Annotated in this window: 19 protein-coding genes and 1 other RNA gene; 11 read left to right on the top strand and 9 right to left on the bottom strand. The window is 66.2% G+C overall.

Annotated features, from left to right (window positions below):
• The first annotated feature begins 6 nt into the window (after positions 1–6).
• The 5 genes from R5H30_RS16445 (at position 7) to R5H30_RS16465 (ending at position 6,118) form a co-directional block, all read left to right on the top strand.
• On the top strand, positions 7–621 hold the full coding sequence (locus R5H30_RS16445) for a MarC family protein (protein WP_318329625.1): 615 nt from the start codon (positions 7–9) through the stop codon (positions 619–621).
• A 51-nt stretch (positions 622–672) separates the two neighbouring features.
• A complete protein-coding gene (locus tag R5H30_RS16450; protein WP_318329627.1) occupies positions 673–2,445 on the top strand; it encodes an SLC13 family permease in 1,773 nt (590 codons plus the stop codon).
• A 129-nt stretch (positions 2,446–2,574) separates the two neighbouring features.
• Positions 2,575–3,387, top strand: a complete 813-nt coding sequence (locus R5H30_RS16455; protein WP_318329628.1) for a TIGR00282 family metallophosphoesterase — start codon at positions 2,575–2,577, stop codon at positions 3,385–3,387.
• A complete protein-coding gene (locus tag R5H30_RS16460) occupies positions 3,384–4,316 on the top strand; it encodes a DMT family transporter (RefSeq protein WP_318329629.1) in 933 nt (310 codons plus the stop codon). Before R5H30_RS16455 ends, R5H30_RS16460 begins: the two co-directional genes overlap by 4 nt.
• A 23-nt stretch (positions 4,317–4,339) precedes the next feature.
• Positions 4,340–6,118 (top strand): SLC13 family permease, encoded by a 1,779-nt coding sequence (locus R5H30_RS16465; protein ID WP_318329630.1) that lies wholly within the window; start codon positions 4,340–4,342, stop codon positions 6,116–6,118.
• 91 nt (positions 6,119–6,209) lie between these two features.
• On the opposite strand, the gene guaD is transcribed toward R5H30_RS16465, so the two are convergent.
• Positions 6,210–7,502, bottom strand: coding sequence for a guanine deaminase (gene guaD, locus R5H30_RS16470; protein ID WP_318329631.1), 1,293 nt, complete (start codon positions 7,500–7,502; stop codon positions 6,210–6,212).
• Positions 7,503–7,621: 119 nt separating this feature from the next.
• Here guaD and mgtE point away from each other — a divergent pair, with 119 nt between their 5' ends.
• The 3 genes from mgtE (at position 7,622) to R5H30_RS16485 (ending at position 10,059) form a co-directional block, all read left to right on the top strand.
• Positions 7,622–9,028 carry a magnesium transporter gene (mgtE, locus tag R5H30_RS16475; protein WP_318329632.1) on the top strand — a complete coding sequence of 469 codons (1,407 nt, stop codon included), beginning with the start codon at positions 7,622–7,624 and terminating at the stop codon, positions 9,026–9,028.
• Positions 9,025–9,585 carry a 5-formyltetrahydrofolate cyclo-ligase gene (locus R5H30_RS16480; protein WP_318329633.1) on the top strand — a complete coding sequence of 187 codons (561 nt, stop codon included), beginning with the start codon at positions 9,025–9,027 and terminating at the stop codon, positions 9,583–9,585. Before mgtE ends, R5H30_RS16480 begins: the two co-directional genes overlap by 4 nt.
• A gap of 87 nt (positions 9,586–9,672) precedes the next feature.
• A complete protein-coding gene (locus tag R5H30_RS16485) occupies positions 9,673–10,059 on the top strand; it encodes a lysozyme inhibitor LprI family protein (RefSeq protein WP_318329635.1) in 387 nt (128 codons plus the stop codon).
• A gap of 103 nt (positions 10,060–10,162) precedes the next feature.
• On the opposite strand, the gene R5H30_RS16490 is transcribed toward R5H30_RS16485, so the two are convergent.
• The 5 genes from R5H30_RS16490 to R5H30_RS16510 form a co-directional block, all read right to left on the bottom strand.
• On the bottom strand, positions 10,163–10,603 hold the full coding sequence (locus R5H30_RS16490; RefSeq protein ID WP_318329636.1) for a CAP domain-containing protein: 441 nt from the start codon (positions 10,601–10,603) through the stop codon (positions 10,163–10,165).
• Positions 10,600–11,934: an 8-oxoguanine deaminase gene (locus R5H30_RS16495; protein ID WP_318329637.1), complete on the bottom strand. Its 1,335-nt coding sequence runs from the start codon at positions 11,932–11,934 to the stop codon at positions 10,600–10,602. The genes R5H30_RS16490 and R5H30_RS16495 overlap by 4 nt, the downstream gene beginning before the upstream one ends.
• Positions 11,931–12,728, bottom strand: a complete 798-nt coding sequence (hisN, locus tag R5H30_RS16500) for a histidinol-phosphatase (protein ID WP_318329638.1) — start codon at positions 12,726–12,728, stop codon at positions 11,931–11,933. Before hisN ends, R5H30_RS16495 begins: the two co-directional genes overlap by 4 nt.
• A 46-nt stretch (positions 12,729–12,774) precedes the next feature.
• A complete protein-coding gene (locus R5H30_RS16505; protein ID WP_318329639.1) occupies positions 12,775–13,149 on the bottom strand; it encodes a helix-turn-helix domain-containing protein in 375 nt (124 codons plus the stop codon).
• Between the two features lie 491 nt (positions 13,150–13,640).
• Positions 13,641–14,522 (bottom strand): LysR family transcriptional regulator, encoded by an 882-nt coding sequence (locus R5H30_RS16510; protein WP_318329640.1) that lies wholly within the window; start codon positions 14,520–14,522, stop codon positions 13,641–13,643.
• Between the two features lie 125 nt (positions 14,523–14,647).
• Here R5H30_RS16510 and R5H30_RS16515 point away from each other — a divergent pair, with 125 nt between their 5' ends.
• The 3 genes from R5H30_RS16515 (at position 14,648) to R5H30_RS16525 (ending at position 16,544) form a co-directional block, all read left to right on the top strand.
• Complete coding sequence (locus tag R5H30_RS16515) at positions 14,648–14,866, top strand: DUF1127 domain-containing protein (RefSeq protein WP_318329641.1); 219 nt, start codon at positions 14,648–14,650, stop codon at positions 14,864–14,866.
• Between the two features lie 208 nt (positions 14,867–15,074).
• Positions 15,075–15,851, top strand: a complete 777-nt coding sequence (locus tag R5H30_RS16520) for a Bax inhibitor-1/YccA family protein (RefSeq protein ID WP_318329643.1) — start codon at positions 15,075–15,077, stop codon at positions 15,849–15,851.
• A gap of 228 nt (positions 15,852–16,079) precedes the next feature.
• The gene (locus tag R5H30_RS16525) at positions 16,080–16,544 is read left to right on the top strand and encodes a cupin domain-containing protein (RefSeq protein WP_318329644.1); all 465 of its coding nucleotides are present in this window, start codon (positions 16,080–16,082) and stop codon (positions 16,542–16,544) included.
• Between the two features lie 3 nt (positions 16,545–16,547).
• On the opposite strand, the gene R5H30_RS16530 is transcribed toward R5H30_RS16525, so the two are convergent.
• The 3 genes from R5H30_RS16530 to rnpB all read right to left on the bottom strand — a co-directional run bounded on the left by R5H30_RS16530 (position 16,548) and on the right by rnpB (position 18,066).
• Positions 16,548–17,237 carry a VIT1/CCC1 transporter family protein gene (locus R5H30_RS16530; RefSeq protein ID WP_318329645.1) on the bottom strand — a complete coding sequence of 230 codons (690 nt, stop codon included), beginning with the start codon at positions 17,235–17,237 and terminating at the stop codon, positions 16,548–16,550.
• Between the two features lie 96 nt (positions 17,238–17,333).
• Positions 17,334–17,501, bottom strand: coding sequence for a 50S ribosomal protein L33 (gene rpmG, locus R5H30_RS16535; protein ID WP_013961079.1), 168 nt, complete (start codon positions 17,499–17,501; stop codon positions 17,334–17,336).
• 176 nt (positions 17,502–17,677) lie between these two features.
• Positions 17,678–18,066: RNase P RNA component class A (rnpB, locus tag R5H30_RS16540), an RNA gene on the bottom strand.
• Positions 18,067–18,078 lie beyond the last annotated feature (12 nt).

Genomic DNA, 18,078 nt, shown 5'->3' on the forward strand with positions numbered 1-18,078 from the left:
CCCGCCATGACAAGCGACTTTTTCGAGCAATTCGTGATCCTCTGGGTGGTGATCGACCCGATCGGCACGATCCCGGTATTCGTCGCCGTCACCGCGGGCTATTCCGCCGCCGCACACCGGCGCATCGCGCTGCAGGCGGCCGGCGTCGCGGCGCTGGTTCTCGGCTTCTTCCTGGTGCTGGGCCAGTTCCTGATCGACGCGCTCGGCATTTCGCTGCCCGCCTTCCAGATCGCCGGTGGTCTGGTGCTGTTTCTTTTCGCGTTGACGATGATCTTCGGCACAAACGACACCGGCATGGGATCGCGCGACGGCGACAATCCGGCGATCTTCCCGCTTGCGGTGCCGTCGCTCGCCTCGCCCGGCGCGATGCTCGCCATCGTCCTGCTGACCGACAACAACCGCTTTTCGGTCCCCGAGCAGGCGGTGACGGCCGGCGTGATGCTGCTGGTGATCCTCTGCGCCCTGATCGCGATGCTCATGGCCGGGCCGATCCTGCGCCTGATCCGGCGCAGCGGGGCGGCCATCGTCAGCCGGGTGATGGGAATGGTGCTGGCCGCGGTGGCGGTCGACAACGTGATCGAGGCGATCTGGCAGCTGATCCGATCCTACCAGGGAACCTGAGACCGCGACAACGCATTGGTGCGCGGCACGAAACCGCGATAGCTTCGCCGCATGACCACCGACCAGATCATCCTTTTCTGCCTCTTCGCCGCCGTCTTCGGCCTGCTGCTCTGGGGCCGTTTCCGCTATGACATCGTCGCCTTTTCGGCGCTGATGGTCGCCGTCGTCGTCGGCGTGGTGCCGACCGAGGACGCCTTCGTGGGCTTCGGGCATCCCGCCACCATCGTCGTGGCGCTGGTGCTTGTCGTTTCGGCCGGGCTTGTCCACTCCGGCGCGGTCTTCCTGATCACCCGGACGCTGGTCGACTCGGCGCGCGGCCTCGGGGCGCATATCGCGCTGATGGGCACCGTCGGCGGCGTGCTCTCGGCCTTCATGAACAACGTCGCGGCGCTGGCCCTGCTGATGCCGGTGGACATGCAGACCGCGCGCAAGGCCGGGCGCAGCCCGGGGCTGTCGCTGATGCCGCTCAGCTTCGCCACCATCCTCGGCGGCATGGCGACGCTGATCGGAACGCCACCAAACATCATCATCGCGACCTACCGCGGGGAGGCTCTGGGCGAGCCCTACCGCATGTTCGACTTCGCCCCGGTCGGCGGTGCCGCGGCGATCGCCGGTCTGGCCTTCGTGGCCCTGATCGGCTGGCGCCTGATCCCGGCGCGCGAGGACGCCACGATCCGTGCCGAGGATATCTCGCAATACATCGCCGAGCTCAGCATACCCGAGGACAGCGACCACATCGGCAAGCGCCTTGGCGAACTCAACGAGGCCGCCGAAAAGAACGACGTGGCGATCCTCGGGTTAATACGGGACGGGAAGCGGCTCTACGGCCAGTCCCGCAACGTGGCGCTGAAAGCCGGCGACGCCATCGTGCTCGAGGCAACGCCCGAGGCGCTCGACGAGTTGCGCTCGGCGCTCGACCTGCAACTGGCCGACAGCAAGCGCGAGGAGAAGCTGCGCGCCGAGGGCGAAGGCGTCGAGATTATCGAGGTCGTGGTGCCCGAAGGTGCGCGCATCGCCGGGCGCACGGCGATGTCGGTGGGCCTCAACTGGCGCCTGCGGGCGGTGCTGCTCGGCATCTCGCGGCGCGGGCGCAAGATCACCGAGCAGGTCCAGAAGACGCGGATCCAGAGCGGCGATATCCTGCTGCTTCTGGTGCCGCGCGACACCGGGCCGGACGTCACCGACTGGCTCGGCGCGCTTCCCCTGGCCAGCCGCGGACTGACGGTGACCGCGAACGACAAGGTCTGGCTTGCCATCGGGCTTTTCGCGGGGGCTGTCGCTACGGCGTCCTTCGGGCTGGTTTACCTGCCCATCGCGCTTGGCCTGGTGGTGATGGCCTACGTGCTCAGCGGCATCCTGCCGCTTGCCGAACTCTACGACCACATCAACTGGCCGGTGGTCGTGCTGCTGGGCTCGATGATCCCTCTCGGCAACGCGCTCGAAAGCTCGGGCGGCACGGAACTGATCGCCGGCTGGCTGATCTCGGCCACTGAAGGGTTGCCAGCCTGGGCGGTGCTGACCGCCCTCATGGTCGTCACGATGACCCTTTCGGACGTACTCAACAACACCGCCACGACCATTGTCGCGGCCCCGGTGGCGATCCAGATGGCGCGCGTGCTCGAGGTTTCGCCGGACCCGTTCCTCATGGCGGTGGCTGTCGCGGCCTCGTCCGCCTTCCTGACCCCGATCGGGCACAAGAACAACACTCTCATTCTTGGTCCCGGCGGCTATGCATTCGGGGATTACTGGCGCATGGGCCTGCCGCTCGAGATCATCGTCATCGCGGTCTCGATCCCGGTGATCCTCGTCGTCTGGCCGTTGTGACATGACCATCGGCCCGGCCCTGGAACATTGCAATTTTCCGGCACGGAATTTTTCAAAATTCCGCGCCCGCCCCGGCCCGTCCGCAGTTAGCGCTTGCGAGCGCCGGCGACCGGCCCTAGGCATCGCGCCATGAAGCTGCTTTTTCTTGGCGATGTCATGGGCCGCGCCGGCCGCCGCGCGGTCACGGAACGTCTGCCGCGACTGCGCGACAGCTGGAAACTCGATTTCGTCGTGATCAACGCCGAGAACGCCACCTCTGGCGTCGGCCTCAGCGGCGCACATGCAAAAACGCTTCTCGAGGCCGGGGCCGACTGCCTCACGCTCGGCGACCACGCCTTCGACCAGAAGGACATGCTGCAATTCATCGAAAGCGAGCCCCGCGTGATCCGGCCGCTCAACTTCTCCAAGGCAGCACCCGGCAAAGGATTTCGCCTGTTCACCGCACGGTCGGGCCGGAAGGTGCTGGTGACGCAGGCCCTGGGACAGGTGTTCATGAAGCGCCCCTTCGACGATCCGTTCTCGGCGCTCGAACCCGTGCTCAAGGCGCATCCCCTCGGCGGTCTGGCCCAGGCAATCATCGTCGACGTGCATTGCGAGGCCACCTCCGAGAAGATGGCGATCGGCCATTGGTGCGATGGCCGCGCGAGCCTTGTCGTCGGCACCCACACCCATGTCCCGACCGCGGATGCGACGATCCTGAAGGGCGGCACGGCCTACCAGACCGACGCCGGCATGTGCGGCGACTACAACTCCGTCATTGGCATGGAAAAGGACGAGCCGATGCGCCGCTTTGTCACCGGCATGCCGCGCGACCGCTTCACCCCCGCCAACGGCGAGGCGACCCTTTCCGGCACCTATGTCGAGACCGATGATCGGACCGGCCGCGCGACCCGGGTAGCGATGGTCCGCGACGGCGGCCTGCTGGAGGCGGCCGCACCGTGACACGCCGTGAGGTGCTGTTCTACACTGCAATCCTCGCCGTACTCGGCGCAGGCTGGGGCATCACCCAGCCGCTCAGCAAGATCGCGGTCTCTACCGGCTACAAGCACTTCGGGCTGGTCTTCTGGCAACTGGCGATCGGCGCCGCCGTGCTGTCACTGATCGCCGTCGTACGCGGCACCGGCTTTCCGCGCGAGGCGCGGCACATCCGCCTCTACGTGATCATCGCCCTGATCGGGACGATCCTGCCCAACTCCGCCGGCTACCAGGCCGCCGTCCACCTGCCCTCGGGCATCCTGTCGCTGCTTTTGTCGATGGTTCCGATGTGGGCCTTTCCCATCGCTCTCCTGCTTGGCAACGACAGCTTCTCGCCACGGCGGCTCTACGGACTGCTGGCCGGTCTTGCCGGGGTCCTGCTGATCATGACACCGGGTCTATCGCTGCCCGATGGCGTGGCGCTGCACTGGGTGCTCGTCGGCCTCGTGTCCAGTGTGTTCTACGCCTTCGAGGGCAACTACGTCGCCAAATGGGGCACCGAAGGGCTCGACACCGCGCAGGTGCTGACCGGCGCCTCGCTGGTCGGCACGGTTCTGGCCTTTCCAATTGCCGTCTTCAGCGACCAGTTCATTGCACCGGTAAACCTCGCCGTGACGACCGCCGGCCAGGCGCTGGTGGTCACGGCGCTGGTTCATGTGGCCGTTTACACCGCCTATGTCTGGCTCGTCGGGCGCACTGGGGCGGTCTTTACGGCCCAGGTCAGCTACCTCGTGACCGGCTTCGGCATTCTCTGGGCCAAGTTGATCCTCGACGAGAGCTATTCACCGTTTGTCTGGGTCGCACTGGGCAGTATGTTCCTCGGAATGTACCTCGTTCAACCGAGACCGAAAGCTGCCCTCGCGGCCCTGTCGCCCACCGGTGACACGCGCCGCTAGCCCGATTTGCCAGGATTCCGCCAATGCCGTTCCTCGAGCTTTCGCCCATGGTCAGCCCGGTCCTGACGATTCTCGTCGTCGCCGGCATGTTCGTCCTCTTCATGCGCGAGACCTACCCCACCGAGGTCGTCGCCATCGGCGGCGCCGCCCTGCTGCTCGCCCTCGGCCTGCTGCCGTACGAAAAGGCACTGCCGGTGCTGTCGAACTCCGCGCCCTGGACTATCGCCGCGATGTTCATCGTCATGGGCGCGCTGGTGCGCACCGGCGCGCTCGACGTGCTGACCCAGATCGCCGAGCGCTATGCCCGGACACATCCGAAAACCGCCGTTGCCGGTGTCATCATCGCGGTGATGGTCGCTTCGGCGATCATGAACAACACGCCCGTCGTCGTAGTGATGATCCCGGTGCTCGTCCGGCTTTCCGAGACCCTGGGCACCAAGGCCTCAAAGCTCCTGATCCCGCTCAGCTACGCCGCGATCATGGGCGGGTTGCTCACGCTCATCGGCACCTCGACCAACCTGCTGGTCGACGGCGTCGCGCGCTCGCAAGGGCTCGCGCCCTTCGGCATTCTCGAGATCATGCCGATCGGTCTCGTGGTCTGCGCCTGGGGCCTCGTCTACATGACCGTCTTCGCCCCGCGCCTGCTGCCCGAGCGCGACAGCATGGCCAACATGCTCTCGGACCGCTCGCGCATGAAGTTCTTCACCGAGGCCGTCATCCCGCCCGACAGCAACCTGATCGGCCGCGAGGTCCTCGGCGTGCAGCTCTTCAGGCGCGACGGTGTGCGGCTGATCGACGTGATCCGCGGCGACCGCTCGCTGCGCCGCGATCTTTCGGGCGTCAGCCTGCAGGTCGGCGACCGGGTGGTGCTGCGCACGAAGATGACCGAGCTTCTGAGCCTGCAATCGAACAAGGAGTTGCGCCGCGTCGACCAGGTCTCGGCGGTCGAGACCACCACCGTCGAAGTGCTGATCACGCCAGGCTGCCGCATGGTCGGACGCTCGCTGGGCGCGATGCGCCTGCGCCGGCGCTACGGCGTCTACCCGCTCGCCGTGCACCGCCGGAACCAGAACATCGGCCGCCAGCTCGACGATCTCGTCGTCAAGGTCGGCGACACGCTGCTGCTCGAGGGCGCACCCGAGGACATCCAGCGCCTTGCCGCCGAGATGGACATGGTCGACGTCTCCCAGCCTTCGGCGCGCGGCTTCCGGCGCTCGCATGCCCCGATCGCAATCGCGGTGATGCTTGGGATCATCGTGCTCGCGGCGCTCGAGGTCGCCCCGATCCTGCAGCTTGCCATCCTCGGCGTCGCCATCGTGCTGCTCACCGGCTGCATCGACGCCGACGAGGCGTTCTCTTACGTCGAGGGCAGCCTGCTGGCGCTGATCTTCGCGATGCTCGCCGTCGGCGTGGCCTTGCAGGAATCCGGCGCGATCAGCCTTCTGGTCGAGGCCATCGCCCCGGGGCTCGCCGCGGTGCCACCCCAATTCGTGGTCTTCGCAGTCTTCCTGCTGACCACGATCGTGACCGAGCTGGTTTCGAACAACGCCGTTGCGGTGATCATGACCCCGATCGCCATCGGCCTCGCCCAGGCACTCGGCCTCGATCCGCGCCCGCTGGTCGTTGCCGTGATGGTCGCCGCCTCCTGTGCCTTCGCGACCCCCATAGGATACCAGACGAACACGCTGGTCTACGGTCCCGGCGGCTACAAGTTCACCGACTTCATGCGCATCGGTATCCCTCTCAACCTCTCCATGTCGGTGATCGTCTCGGCCGTGATCCCGCTGATCTGGCCGCTCTGAGCGCTCCCCCGCCCCGTCCTTCTCTGGTTCGGAAGTATCCCGGGGGAGTCGCGCGCAGCGCGGCGGGGGCAGAGCCCCCTCCGTCGGCTCGTCACAGGCGCCGGTCGCCCGCCACCCAGACCGACGCCACGGCGCGGTCGTCGCCCATCATGATCGTCGCAAAAAGTGCCTCCCAGACGGTCTCAGCCCGCGCCGCGCGCTGCCCGATGGCCGGGGTCGAGGCGAGGTCGAGCACGCACAGATCCGCCTCGAGCCCCGGCGCAAGCCGCCCGACCCGGTCCGACAGGTGCAAGCTGCGCGCCGAGCCCGCCGTGGCGAGCCACATCAGCTGCGCTGCATGCAGCGCCGCGCCGCGCAGCTGACCGATCTCGTAGGCCGCCGCCATCGTGCGCAGCATCGAGAACGACGATCCGCCGCCGGTGTCGGTCGCAAGCCCCAGGGAGATGCCCCGGGCCGCAAGCCTTGCGACATCCATAAGCCCCGAGCCGATGAAGGTGTTGGACGTCGGGCAATGCACCAGCGCCGCACCTGTCTCGCGCAGCCGGTCGATCTCGCGCGGCTCGAGATGGATGGCATGGCCATAGACCCCGCGCGCGCCCAGCAGGCCGTGGGTCTCGTAGGTGTCGAGATAATCGCGCGCCTGCGGGAACAGTTCCTTGACCCAGGCAATCTCGTCGGTCTGTTCGCTCAGGTGGGTCTGCATGAGGCAGTCCGGATGCTCGGCCCAGAGGCTGCCCAGCGCCTCGAGCTGCGCCGGTGTCGAGGTCGGCGAGAAACGCGGCGTGATCGCGTATTCCGCACGTCCGCGCCCATGCCAGCGCTCCAGCAGCGCCTTGCTGTCGTCATAGGCCGATTGCGGCGTGTCGCACAGGCCCGGCGGCGCATTGCGGTCCATGCAGGTCTTGCCCGCGATCACCCGCCGGTTCTCCACCGCCGCAGCCTCGAAATAGGCCGTGACGCTTTCGGGATGGATGGTGGCATAGGAACAGACCGTCGTCGTGCCATGCGCAAGTGTCAGCGCGAGATGCCGTTCGGCCACCTCGCGGGCATAGGCGGGGTCCGAAAACCGCATTTCCTCGGGAAAGGTATAGGTGTTGAGCCAGTCGATCAGGCGCTTGCCCCAGCTCGCGATGATCGCGGTCTGCGGGTAATGCGCATGGGCGTCGACAAAGCCCGGGCAGATCAGGTGATCGCCGTGGTCGATCACCTCGGCGCGCGGATGCGCCTGGCGCAACGCCGCGCCGTCGCCCACCGCGCGGATCACCCCGTCCGACACCAGCACGCCGCCCCCGGTGTCGATCCGCACCACGTCCTGCCAGGCATCCGCAAACGGATCGCCGTCGATTTCGAGGACCTGGCCGAGAAGAAGTTTTTCGTTGCTCATGACCTATCTCTAGGCCCAGCGCGGTCGGAGGTAAATTGCCAGTCCCGCGCCGGCTTGCGACCATTGTAACGGCGCGGCGGGCTGCGTAGTGTCCGCCACGCGCGAAAGGAGATCCCGGCATGTCCGACCAGACCGAAGACCTGGAGCAGGAGATCGAAGAGGCCGGCGAGGAGGACGCCTACTCGCTCACGCCCCGGGTGATCGCGGCGATCCTCTACGCAGTCGAGATCGAGGATCGCGAAAAGCTCGTCGAGCTGATGGAGCCGTTGCACGCGGCCGACATCGCCGACCTGCTCGAGCAGATCAACGCCTACGACCGGGCCCGGCTGGTGCGGCTCTACGACCGCGAGTTCGACGGCGAGATCCTCTCCGAGCTCGATCCGGCGATCCGCGAAGAGATCATCGCGATTCTCACGCCGCAGGTCCTCGCCGAGGCGGTCCGCGAGATGGACAGCGACGATGTCGTCGATCTGGTCGAGGATCTCGAGGACGACCAGCAGACCGCGATCCTCGGCGCGCTCGAGGAATCCGACCGCATGGCGGTGCAGCGCGCTTTGTCCTACCCGGAGTATTCCGCCGGCCGCCTGATGCAGCGCGAGGTGGTCATGGCACCCGAATTCTGGACCGTGGGCGAGGCCATCGACCATTTGCGCTCGACACCGGAAGAGGAATTGCCGGACCAGTTCTACCATATCGTCCTGGTCGATCCGCGCCTGCATCCGGTGGGCAACGTGACGCTGGGCAAGCTGATGCGCTCGAAGCGCGAGGTGAAGCTGGCCGACATCCAGGAAGAGACCTTCCGCGTGATCCCGGCGATGCAGGAAGAGGCCGACGTCGCCTACGCCTTCAACCAGTACCACCTGATCTCGGCCCCCGTGACGGACGAGGAAGGCCGCCTGATCGGGATCATCACCATCGACGACGCCATGGCCGTTCTCGACGAGGAGCACGAGGAGGACATCCTGCGCCTTGCAGGCGTCGGCGAGGAAAGCTCGCTGTCGGACCGGGTCATGGAAACCACCCGGCAGCGCCTGCCGTGGCTCGCGGTGAACCTGGTGACGGCCATCGTCGCGTCGATGGTGATCTCGCTCTTCGAAGGCGCGATCGCGCAACTGGTGGCGCTGGCCGTGCTGATGCCGATCGTCGCCTCTATGGGCGGCAATGCCGGCACGCAATCGCTGACTGTGGCGGTGCGGGCGCTGGCCACGAAGGATCTCACCGGCAACAACGTCTGGCGCGTGATCCGGCGCGAAACGCTGGTCGGGTTGATCAACGGGCTCGTCTTCGCGGTCGTGATGGGCGTCGTCGGCGTGATCTGGTTCGGCTCGCCCGCGCTGGGCTACGTGATCGCCGCGGCCATGGTGATCAACCTGCTGGTGGCGGGACTGGCCGGAACCTGCATCCCGATCGTACTGGAACGGGTCGGCGTCGACCCGGCGCTGGCCTCTGGAACCTTCGTGACCACCGTGACCGACGTGGTGGGCTTTTTCGCCTTCCTCGGTCTCGCCGCGGCGCTGCTGCTGTGACCCGGCTTGCCGGCGACAAGGCGGCGGCGCGCGCCGCGGCCTTCGCGCGCCGCAAGCAGGCTCATGCCACTGACCGCGGCACCGGTGCCGCACTGCTATCGTCGCTGCTGGCGGGCTATCGCGGCGTGCCTCTCTCGGGCTACCTCGCGATAAGGACCGAGATCGATCCGCTTCCTGCGATGGCCGAGGCGGCCGCGCACGGCCCCGTGGGCGTACCGGTGATCGAAGGCAAGGGACAGCCGCTGAAATTCGCGGCCTGGGAGCCGGGGATCGCGCTTGTGCCCGGGCCGTTCGGCGCGCAGGTGCCCGAACGCCTGGAGTTCTTCGAGCCCGAGTTGCTGATCGTGCCGCTGGTGGCCTTCGAGCGAAACGGCGGACGGCTGGGCTACGGCGGCGGCTTCTACGACCGCACGCTCGCCCTCCTGCGGGCACGCCGACCGACCGTTGCGGTGGGCTTTGCATACGCCGCTCAGGAAGCGCGGGACCTGCCCCTCGAAGCGACGGATCAGCCGCTCGATCTCGTCGTGACCGAAACCGAGATCATCGAACCGTCTTGACAGGACGCGCGGCGCTCTGGCGTTCTCTGGCAGGCGCGCGGCACCTCTGCCAGCGCGGGAAGGATGCATCGCTGTGAGGATATGCCCATGTCGCGTTTCAAAGTTTACCTTGCCGCTCTCGCCAGTGTTGCCGGGCCGACGCTGGCCGATCCGGCAACCGAATGCGGCGGCGCCAGTCAGGTAGAGATCGGCGCCTGTGTCTCCGACACGCTTGCGCGCGTCGATGCCTCGGTGGAGATCATGTTCGGGTTCGCCAAGGGCGCGGCGCAGGAACTCGACGAGGTCACCGGGCGCGCGTCCGCCTTGCCTGCGCTCGAGGCGGGGCAAACGGCGTGGACGGCTTATCGCGACAGCCATTGCGACTATGTCGGTGCGATGTTCGGAGGCGGCTCAGGCACCGGGATCGGCATCGAGTCGTGCAGGATCGAACTTGGCCGGGAGCGCGAGCGGGAACTGCGGCGCTACGTCCAATAGGGTTGCGACATTCCCGCCCGGCGGTGCTGACGGGGGCTCTGCCCCCGCCGCGCGCTGCGCGGCTCCCCCGGGCTATTTGTGAACCAGAGAAAGCCCGTCAGCCTCAGCAGCCGGGATCGGCAAGGACCATGACCCAGATATCGCCCGGCGCCTTTGCCAGCGCGAATTCGCGGACACGGGGTTTCATCATGTTGCGCCGGTGCGGGCGCGACTGCCACCAGCCCTGCATCACCTCGCCCAGCGAGCGCTGCCCCATGGCGATGTTCTCGGCGACGAAACAGTAGCTGTACCCGTGCGCGCGGGCGCGGCGCGCGACGTTCGAGCCGTCCGAGCCGCGATGCGAGAAAAATTTGTTCTGTGCCATGTCTCTCGCATGCCGCCGCGCCACCGCTTCGAGCGACCTCGAGTAGGCAAGCGATGTCAGGCCATTGGCGGCGCGCAGCTGGTTCACGGTGGCCGCGACCTGCGGGTTGGCGCGCGTCGGCACCGGCGCGGCGAGGGCCACTGCAAACAGCAGGATCGGCAGGATGCGCAACATGGTCATTCCCTCAAGGTTAGGGCCAGCCGCTCCTGTTTTTCAACCAATGATGGCAAATCTACGGTCATCAGGTGACCGTCGGCGACGACCTGCCGTCCCTCCACGAAGAGGTCGCGCACGCGGGACGGGCCGGCCAGCAGCAGCGCCGCCTTGTCCCAGCTGCCTGCGGCCTCGATGCCGGACATGTCCCAGACGGCGATGTCGGCGCGCTTGCCGGTCGCAAGGCGTCCGGTATCGGAGCGGCCGAGGACGTCGGCGCCGCCGCGGGTCGCGATCTCGAGCGCTTCTCGGGCGCTCATCGCGTCGGCGCCGCGGGCCACGCGCTGCATCAGCATGGCCTGGCGCGCCTCGGCCACGAGATTGCCGGCGTCGTTCGAGGCCGAGCCGTCCACGCCGAGCCCGACCGGGACACCGGCGTCGCGCATGGCGCGCACCGGGGCGATCCCGCTGCCGAGCCGGCAGTTCGAGCAGGGGCAATGTGCGACGCCGGTCCGGCTGCGCGCGAAGAGGTTGATCTCGCCGGCATCGAGCTTGACGCAATGGGCGTGCCAGACATCCGCCCCGGTCCAGCCGAGTTCCTCGGCATACTGGCCCGGACGGCAGCCGAACTGCGACAGGGAATAGGCGATGTCCTCGTCGTTCTCGGCCAGGTGGGTGTGCAGCATCACCCCTTTGTCGCGGGCCAAAAGCGCCGCGTCGCGCATCAGTTCGCGGCTGACCGAGAACGGCGAACAGGGCGCGATCCCGACGCGGCACATCGCGCCGTCGGCAGGATCGTGGAAGCGGTCGACGACGCGGATGCAATCCTCGAGGATTGCGGCTTCGCTCTCGACAAGGCTGTCGGGCGGAAGACCGCCGGCGCTTTCACCGATGCTCATGGCGCCGCGGGTCGGGTGGAAGCGCAGGCCGATCTCGGCCGCGGCGTGGATCGTGTCTTCGAGGCGGGAACCGCCCGGGTAGAGATAGAGATGGTCGGAGCTTGTCGTGCAGCCCGACAGCGCAAGTTCTGCGAGACCGGCCTGAGCGGAGACGAACATGTGTTCGGGCGTGTAGCGGGCCCAGATCGGGTAGAGCGTGCGCAGCCAGCCGAACAGCAGCGCATCTTGCCCGCCCGGCACCGCGCGGGTCAGGGTCTGGTAGAGGTGATGATGGGTGTTCACCAGCCCCGGCGTGACCAGGCAGCCCCGCGCGTCGACGACCTTCCCCGTGGTTTCGAGACCGGTGCCGATGGCGGCGATGCAGCCCTCGCGCATCAGCAGATCGGCGTCTTCGAGTTCCCGGCGCGCGTCGTCCATGGTGACCAGCAGCGCAGCACCGCGGATCAGCAGCTCGGTCACGTCGGGACGTTCCGCAGGAGTTCCAACGCCCGGGCGTGGATGTCGCGGTTGGCGGCGGCCAGCGCGCGTCCGCCTCCGTGCGCGGGTCCGCCGCGCCAGTCGGTGACGATCCCGCCGGCAGCCTCGATCACGGCGATGGGGGCCTGGATGTCGTAGGCTTGCAAGCCGGCCTCGATGACAAGCTCGATCTGCCCGGCGGCGAGCAATGCGTAGGCATAGCAGTCCATGCCATAGCGGGTCAGGCGCACATGCTGCGACACGGCACGGAAGGCCGCACCCTCCTCTTGCGTGCCGACCTCGGGGAACGTGGTGAAAAGCGTCGCTTCGGACAGGTCGCGGATGCCGGAGGTCTTGAGCGAACGGTTGCCGTGCGGCCCGGACATATGCGCCATCCCGCCCGCGCCGACGAAGCGTTCTCCGATATAGGGCTGGTCGATCATGCCGTAGATCGGTCCGGTTTCGTCGGACACGGCGATCAGGACCCCCCAGGTCGGCGTCCCACTGACAAATCCACGGGTTCCGTCGATGGGGTCGAGCACCCAGGTCAGCCCGCTTGTGCCGGCGCTGGCGCCGAACTCTTCACCGAGGATGGCGTCGTCAGGCCGCGCCTTCGCCAACACCTCGCGCATTGACCGCTCGGCTGCCCTGTCGGCCTCTGTCACCGGGTCGTATCCCCCGGCAAGCTTATTTTCTTGGAGAAGGCCCGTCGCACGGAAGTGCGGCAGGATCGCAGTGCGTGCCGCGTCGGCCATTCGGTTGGCCACGCTGTCGATGTCTTGGAGGCGCTCGTTCATGGAGAAGCCGTGCCACCGGCACGGCGTCGAGGCAACCCCGTTCGTATCAGGCGACGTCGCTCAGGACCCGCGCGAGTTCGAACAGCCGGCGGCGCTGGTTCTCGGGGATCGCATAGTAGCTGCGCACCAGTTCCATCGCTTCCTTGTCGCCCATCATGTCGTCCGGAACGGAAGACGACTTGCGCTTGTCAGCCTTCTGGTCGGTTCGGAGACCTTCGAAGAAAAACGACACGTCGACCTCGAGGGCATCGGCAATGTCCCAGAGGCGCGAGGCGCTGACCCGATTGGCACCGGTCTCGTACTTCTGAATCTGCTGGAACTTTATGCCCACCAGTTCAGCCAGTCTTTGCTGGGTCATCCCGACCAGCCAGCGACGCTGACGGATCCGCTTGCCAACATGCACGTCCACGACATGTGTCATTCGAAACTACCTCACACCCCTCGGGATACATGGTCCCAATTTTGCAACGCTACACGGTACTGAAATGTGTACCGAAGCGATCTCTGGCACCAAATCAACATACAGCGATGTAGACATCTATCAACACCTCGACCGGGCGAATGGTTCGCTCGGAATGATCCCCGATACACTTCTAGCGCGCGTCGGCAGGCTGTTTTCCACGCGGCCGCGGTCGAGATGAACTGTTGAAAAGAGGCGGAAATCAGCCGCTTGACCCAAAATCAATCAACTATAGCGTGCTGTTGGCTGGTTTATGGCAAACAAATCAGCAGAGAGTTCTCGCTTGGCGGGAACCCAACGCAGCGTGAGGAAACGTCGCTTTTGGTACGGCCAGTTTCCGCCGATGCGCGAAAAATTCTCCGACATTATTTTTTCGAAAATGTCGTTTATTGTAAAAATCCCGGAGGTTGAACCACCATAACGCGAATCTCTGCGTGAAGCCCGGCATCCCGTCAGACGGCTTTCAGCCGGGCTTGTGGTTGACCGGGACCGCCGAAGGCGCGGCGCAGGAATCCGGCAAGCGCATCGTGAACCACGCCCCGACCCTGGTGTCCGCCGTAAAGATTGACCAGTTGCCATGGCAATTCCGGCAGTGCCCCACCGTGATCGATCCGCTCGAGATGCGGCGGTTCGGTGCCGTCAAGCATCGTGTGGACTGCGAGGTCGGCGCTGACCGTCGCCTCGATCGTCCGGTCGCTTTCGGTCTCGACGATGACTTCCCAGGCGATGTCGGCCTCGTCCAGCGCCTCGATCACCCGCGGCCGGAACACGCATTGGCGTCCGAATGCGAGCTTCAAAGGCGAACTCCGCCAGACCGCGCCGCCCGGGGCGCCCACCCAGCGCAGCGGTTTGGCCGACAGCGTTTCGCCGCCGGGCTCGAGGTCGGCCTCGGTCGTCAGTATCATGTCGCAGGCGCCGCGGGCGAACTCGGTCTTCAGGTTCACCGTGTTCCACGACACGAGCTGGACGCGGACGCGCGGGAAGGCCGCGTTGAACTGCTTCAATACCTGCGGGATCGCCGGGTAGACGATGTCGTGGGGCACACCCAACCGGATCTCGCCTTCGTAGTCCTGGTCGGTCAGCCGCGTCACGACTTCGTCGTTCAGCGCGACGATGCGCCGGGCATAGACCAGCAACTGCTCGCCGGCAGCCGTGAGGGCCACGCGGCGACCGCTGCGGTCGATGAGGTCCACTCCGAGAAGCTCTTCGAGCCGTTTGAGCTGCATCGACACGGCTGACTGCGTCAAATGCAGAAAGCCTGCCGCCCGGGTGACCCCGCCAGCGTCGGCCACGGCCACGAAGGACCGCAAGGTCGTGACGTCCAAATTACGCATATCAAGAATCCTGATCCCAAGCCCTACAAACATTCGTTTCCGCAATCTCTCACAACGGCATAGATACATCAAGATAATTGATGCGGATGCTGTGAACATTCGCGAATCGTGAAAGGATACGACCAATGGCTATGCTTGACCTGATCTCTGGAAGGACCCGGACCCGCAGAACGCCGAAGTTCGTGGGTGGACTGATCTCGCGCATCGCTTTGCAGAAATCGCGCCGGCGGCTAGGCGAACTGGATGCAAAGGCGTTGCAGGACATCGGTGTCAGCCCGGAGGACGCGAGGCGCGAGGCGTCCCGCGGGTTCTGGGATGCACCGTCGACTTGGCGCCATCGCTAGGCGCGAGGTTACGCCGCGCAGGTCACGTTCGGAGCGCGCTTGCGCGGCGACTCGGTGCCGAGCCTGCGCGGAAACGGTCCGTTGCCGCTCATTTCCGATCAAACCCGCGAAATCGCGTCCGAATATTCTTGAATTGGGCCGCCATGATCCCGATATTCGCAACAAGTCCCGCGGACCCGCGGGAAAGCGTCTTAACTTGGAGGGATAAATGGCTGACGTGAATACAATCCGGACTGCGGCAGGGACGCGCGCTGCCCAGATTGACGAGGGTCTGCGCGCACACATGAACAAGGTCTACGGCACGATGTCCGTGGGCATGCTCATCACCTTCGCAGCTGCCTGGGCCATCTCGGGCCTGGCGGTCACGACCGACCCGGCTGCCGCCGTGGCCCAGATCGGCACCGACAAGTACCTGACACAGCTTGGCGCCACGCTTTACACCTCGCCGCTGAAGTGGGTCATCATGTTTGCTCCGCTGGCGTTCGTCTTCGGCTTCAGCGCCGGCATCAACCGTATGTCCGCCGCCACGGCGCAGACGGTGTTCTACGCCTTCGCGGCGGTGATGGGTCTGTCGATCAGCTCGATCTTCCTGGTCTTCACCGGCTACTCGATCGCGCAGGTCTTCCTGATCACCGCGATCGCCTTCGCGGGCCTCTCGCTCTGGGGCTACGTGACCAAGCGCGACCTGAGCGGGATGGGTACTTTCCTGATCATGGGCGTGATCGGCCTGATCGTGGCGTCGATCGTGAACATCTTTCTCGCCTCGTCGGCGATGGCCTTCGCGATCTCGGTGATCGGCGTGCTGATCTTCGCCGGCCTCACCGCCTATGACACGCAGACGATCAAGAACAACTACCTCGCCCACGCCCATCACGGCGACAGCGAGTGGCTTGGGAAGTCCGCGATCATGGGCGCGCTGAGCCTCTACCTGGACTTCATCAACATGTTCATGTTCCTGCTGCAACTGTTCGGCAACCGCGAATAAGCGCAGGATCCTGACCTGATGATAAGGCCGGTCCCGGTTGGGGCCGGCCTTTTTCGTGCGTGGAAACAGGAGCCTTGGATCCGGCGCGATTGCGCGACCCGCGGCCGAGACTCGACGCAACGCTGCCACGGCGCTAGCCTTGCAGGCAGCGGCCAGCAGAGCCGTGCCAGAAATGCAGCAACGGTTCATAGCCATAGGACCGGCTGCGCGGGGGGAGGAGCCGGAGGAATGCCAGTAATCAAGGCGGGCACGGCCCGGAAGAAAGAAGCCGGTCCCGAGGATCCGCTGGGTGCCTATTCCGCCGAACTGCTCAGCGACAGCGGCGGGCTCACCCAGTTCGGGGCCCTGGTCGAGGAGCTCGCACCGGGATCGCAGAGCTCGTTGCCGCACTGGCACCGAGAGGAGGACGAGATGGTCCTGATCCTGTCGGGCGAGGTGATCCTGCGGGAGGACGGTGAGGAGACACCGCTCGAACCCGGTGACGCGGTCTGCTGGCCGAAGGACACGCCGGTGGCGCATTGCCTGCTCAACCGCAGCGACGCGCCCGCGCGCTATGTAATCGTAGGGACGCGCGCGCCGCTCGACCGGGTCACATATCCCGAGCACGACCGCGTGCAACATGTCGATCGGCTGCACGACGAACGGCGCTTCACGACGCTGGCCGGCGGCCCCGCGGAAAAGCCCGAGCCCTGAGCGTCAGACGGCAACCCCGAAGAGCCAGCCCACGCCCGAGCTGACGGTCATCGCGAAACAGCCCCAGAACAGCACCCGAAGCACGGAGGGTCGCACAGGTGTGCCGCCCAGCCGCGCGCCGAGCGCGCCCAGCAGGCCGAGCGCCAAAAGCGCCACGATGGGGATCACAAGTGCGGCGCGACCGGGCGTGGCCAGGAACGCACCGGTCACCGGCATCGCCGCGCCGGCGGCGAAGGCGAGCCCGGATGCCGCTGCCGCTGTAATCGGGTTGGCGTTTCCGGCCAGCCCGTTCATGCCGAGTTCCTCGCGCGCATGGGCATCGAGCGCGTCGTGGTCGGTCATCTGCTGGGCCACGGTCAGGGCGAGATCCTCGTCGACACCGCGCTGCGACAGCCCATCGGCAAGTTCACCAAGCTCGTACTCGGCATCTTCGTGAAGGGCGAGACGCTCGCGCTCGAGATCGGCGGCCTCGACATCGGCCTGCGTCGAGACCGAAATGTATTCCCCCGAGGCCATCGACAGCGCGCCGGCCGTCAGTCCTGCAAGCCCGGCGAGCAGCAGGTGGGTGCGGTCCATGCCGGCGGCGGCCACGCCGACCAGCAAGCTTGCCGTCGAGACGATCCCGTCATTGGCCCCGAGCATCGCCGCGCGCAGCCAGTTGGAGCGATTGATGTAGTGGCCTTCCTTGGGCATCGCCGTTCCTGACACTCATTCGCAGGGGCCCCGAGACGCGAAAAGCCACGCGGATGCGTGGCTTTCGGCACTCGTCGAACGAGGGAAGGGAAGATCTTACTTGATCTTGCCTTCCTTGTACTCGACGTGCTTGCGCGCGACGGGATCGTACTTCCGGATGACCATCTTCTCGGTCATCGTGCGCGCGTTCTTCTTGGTCACGTAGAAGTGGCCGGTCCCCGCCGAGGAATTCAGGCGGATCTTGATGGTTGTCGGCTTCGCCATGGTCTGTCTCCTGCGGCACCGCTCCGCGGTGGGAGGGCTGCGTGAATTCTGAGCCTCGCCTTCTAGCCATCTGCCGAGGCGAGTCAACCGCTATTTCCCGACCGTCGCGCGACGCCCCGGAAAATTCGAATTTTCCGGGCCGGATTTTTGCAAAAATCCGGGGCCCGGAGGTCAGGGTGCACGGAAGGCCTGTAAGCCGGATTCTGTCCAGGGGCTTGCGCCCCCTGGATGACCATTCCTCTGGCCGCCCGGTTGCCCGCACGGCTCAAGCTGCCAACCCGGACCTGCTGGGGCTGAAGCGGCCCCGCCGCCGGTTGCCCGGCAGCGCGCGGTCCCTATTCGGCATTGCTCCCGGTGGGGCTTGCCATGCCGCCCCTGTTGCCAGCGGCGCGGTGGGCTCTTACCCCACCGTTTCACCCTTGCCGCGCCCGAAGGCGTGGCGGTCTGCTTTCTGTGGCGCTTTCCGTCAGGTTGCCCTGCCCGGGCGTTACCCGGCACCGTCGCTTCATGGAGTCCGGACTTTCCTCGACCCCGCGAGCGGGGCCGCGGCCATCCGGCCTTCCGTGCGCGGCCACAT

This window comes from Roseobacter sp. FCG-D35 (assembly GCF_033436665.1).
Lineage (GTDB): Bacteria > Pseudomonadota > Alphaproteobacteria > Rhodobacterales > Rhodobacteraceae > JAWQFO01.